The organism is Spiroplasma sp. ChiS (genome assembly GCF_002968355.1).
GTDB lineage: Bacteria > Bacillota_I > Bacilli_A > Mycoplasmatales > Mycoplasmataceae > Spiroplasma > Spiroplasma citri.
This window is the reverse complement of record NZ_PUUH01000022.1, coordinates 1-3,198: the sequence shown is the minus strand read 5'-3', so window position 1 is coordinate 3,198 and position 3,198 is coordinate 1. Positions and strand designations below refer to the sequence as shown.

At 26.3% G+C, this 3,198-nt stretch carries 5 protein-coding genes; all 5 read right to left on the bottom strand.

The window, feature by feature from the left end; genetic code table 4:
- Positions 1–210: 210 nt before the first annotated feature.
- The gene (locus C6B38_RS01580; RefSeq protein ID WP_011310496.1) at positions 211–510 is read right to left on the bottom strand and encodes a hypothetical protein; all 300 of its coding nucleotides are present in this window, start codon (positions 508–510) and stop codon (positions 211–213) included.
- A gap of 271 nt (positions 511–781) precedes the next feature.
- On the bottom strand, positions 782–1,570 hold the full coding sequence (locus C6B38_RS01575) for a type IV secretory system conjugative DNA transfer family protein (protein ID WP_233485473.1): 789 nt from the start codon (positions 1,568–1,570) through the stop codon (positions 782–784).
- Positions 1,567–1,791, bottom strand: coding sequence for a hypothetical protein (locus C6B38_RS01570; protein ID WP_105298397.1), 225 nt, complete (start codon positions 1,789–1,791; stop codon positions 1,567–1,569). The genes C6B38_RS01575 and C6B38_RS01570 overlap by 4 nt, the downstream gene beginning before the upstream one ends.
- A gap of 128 nt (positions 1,792–1,919) precedes the next feature.
- Positions 1,920–2,381: a hypothetical protein gene (locus tag C6B38_RS01565; RefSeq protein ID WP_105298396.1), complete on the bottom strand. Its 462-nt coding sequence runs from the start codon at positions 2,379–2,381 to the stop codon at positions 1,920–1,922.
- A 142-nt stretch (positions 2,382–2,523) separates the two neighbouring features.
- Positions 2,524–2,787 (bottom strand): hypothetical protein, encoded by a 264-nt coding sequence (locus C6B38_RS01560; protein WP_146693253.1) that lies wholly within the window; start codon positions 2,785–2,787, stop codon positions 2,524–2,526.
- Positions 2,788–3,198 lie beyond the last annotated feature (411 nt).

Here is a 3,198-nt window from a genome sequence, read left to right as displayed (position 1 = left end):
ACACAGACTTGTTCAAAATTTCTTGTGTTTCTGTTTTTAATTGTCAATAGCAGTCTAGTTGCTAACATTTACATTGTACAACAGACAAATAAATTTATCATTAATTTTATTTAAAAAAATAAAATACCCTATTTTACTAAGGTGTTTTATTTAAACCTAAATTATTAAAGGTGATGTATTTTATATACATCGTGGTTAATATAGCATAATTTAATTGATAATATTAAATTCTCTAACACTGTATTCAAGTTCGTCAGTGTTTTTGTTATTTTTGTGAAGATATTTAATTTCAATTGTTTTAATATCTTTATTAAATACTTTGTTTAAATTATCCGCAGTTTCATTTCAAGTAACACATTTAATATTTTGTCCGTCATCATTTACATAAAATGAAAATAAATTGCGTTGAATATTGTTTTTGTCAGTAATTGTTTTAAACATTGCTTTATCAGCAAAAATAACATCTACTTCTTTTGTAAATAATTGATTGTTTTGAAAATTTCTGTACATATAAAAAATTCCTTTCATTAATTAAAGTATTTTATAAATAAATAATAATTTTTAAACTAATAAAAGAAATTAATAGCATAATAGATTAAATAAAATAAATACTTTATTTAATTTTAACACAGTTGCAACAAGAAACACAAAAAGAACAATTATTACATTTATAGCAGTTTAAAAGGAATTGTTCCATCAGTTTTTAATCACCATATCCTATTTCATATTGGTTGTTACATTTTGGGCAAGTAAATTGACCTTGTGTCATTTTTGCTCTTTTCTATTCTAGATATAATTTTTCATCAGTTGTAATTTTGTTTTGTGCTTGCATAAAATTATATAAGATTTGTTCGCGACTTAGTATTGTTTTTTTGTCATCATTTACTGACTCACTAGGCTTAAACTGCGTAAAATCTCAAAAGTTATCAAAAGTAGTTAAATAAGGCTTGTTACGCTGGGAAATAATAACAGCACTGCCAAAGGGAAAAGTTGCTAATTCTTCGGCACTCATAACCTCACGCTTGATTTTATTTTGTGATAAAGCAACCCCGCCAAGYATATTGTTTTGCTTGGCAAAACTTTCGCTTGTTGATTGAACGGTGATTTCGGTGTATCCCATTTCACGAGCTATTGTTTCGCGGGTTTCGCTGTTGCCGCTCATTAAATAGTATTTGTATGTGATATTGGCAAAAATATTGTTTCTTGTGGCGATATTGTATTTTTCGTCAAGTTGATCGATTGACTGAACGATAAGCATAAAATGAATATTACGACCGCTGAGAACACTTATCATTTGATTAATCACGGTTATTTTGGGGAAATTATCGAATTCATCTAAAATATAGTAAATTGGACGATGATATTTTGCAAGATTGCTTTTATCAAGGTCATTAATTAATTTGCTATAAATTTCAGTAATAAATAGGGAAATAAAGTCRTAGGTGCTTTTTTCTTCATTGGGGAAAATAATAAATATTGCTTGTGGTTTCGTGTTATCAAATTTAATTGTTGTTTTTGCAGTAATGTTTTTAATTTTTGACTGCGCAAAAACAATTAATGAACTAGTTAATTGTTGAATAATTCCTTCGGTTTTTTTTGTGCTCCACGAATGGTAGACCCGCAGACTTCAATTACCCGACTAAGATAATTTAATTCTTTGCTTTTTATTTCAATATTATCTAAATATTTATTTAAGTTTTCATAAGTCGTACTATTTAAGTTATATTGAATATTAGCAAAATTAAATTTATCTAAAGTTATCTTGTTGTCTCATTCCGCTTGTTCTAACATTGTTAAAGTTATTGATATGATAATTCCACAAAGCAACGATAGAAAAACCAGTAAAAAAACCCTTATTTTATAAGAGTTTTTTTGTGGAAAACTAAGTTAAATTATTTGGCTTAAATTAATTTAAATAATTAAAATGATCATCAACTTTTTAAATAATTACTTGTTGATGCAATATAACTTTCTGTTGTTTTTAGTGTTTCACTAGCAAAATGTTTGACACTATCTCAATGCTGATAAGCATAATAACCACCATAAATTGCTGCCCCAATTGCTAATGAAATACCCAAAGTTTCAACCGCCGTTCCTAAGGAACCAGCAAGAATACCACCCTCAACAACACTTGATGTTGGTAATATTTCAGCAGCTAATATACTTTCTTCTTCAAATAAAGGAATATTTTGTCAAATATTTACTATTTCATAATTACTATTTAATTCTTTAAGAAAGACAGTTTTTATTTCTAAAATAATATTATTTTCTAATTCTATTTCTGAAATTACATTATTTTCAATTATAGTAGTACTAGCTATTGTTTCTGCTCCGTTACTGATAATTCCGATTGAACCTAAAATACTTAATAATGTTCCCATAATTAATTACCTTCTTTCTGTATTAAATTGTTATTATTTGGTACTGATAAGGTCATTTTCAGGCTTTATCTACCTTATTTATAACTCTTTTTTAATAAAAAAACAATAATAATTAAAATATTTTTTTATTTGTTTTAAATTATTACTTGTTGTTGGTTCTAAAATAAATGTTGTCTTTACTATCAACTGCAAGGGAATTTATTTTTCCAGTTATTCCATTTTTTTCTTTAATTGGTACATAAACTTTGTTTGATTTAGACATCCCAACATCGCGCTTAACACGAATTAGTGTTTTGTTGGCAAGCAACGGGGCGGGAATGCTCGCTGTCAGCGTAGTTATTGTTAAAATACTTAGTAATTTTTTAATTGTTGTTTTCCTTTCTAAATAAAAAAGAGAATAGTACAACTGCACTATCTCCACAAGCAATTTTCTAACATATTTCACAAGAGTATCAAAAGGACAAACAAAATACCCCAGTAAAATATGTTAAAATTGTCATTGGAAACGCTAGTTATCGCTAGTGTTTCCACGATAGTAAATTGTTTAGTAGACAATTTACTATCACCAAATTTTTATTTATTTTAAATTTTACAGTTTTATTATAACACAATTGCTTTATTCAAAAGCAATTTTTTATTTGTTTTTAATAACTTTTTGATATTCTTCATTAATACATTTTCTTACAAAACTTGATAATTTTGCACCTGTATTTTGTGTAATAAATTTCATTTTTAATATATCATTTTCATACAAAGTTATATTTACATTTTTTATTTTTTGTTTTTTGCCTTTCTAAATTAATAATCTTATTTTCTG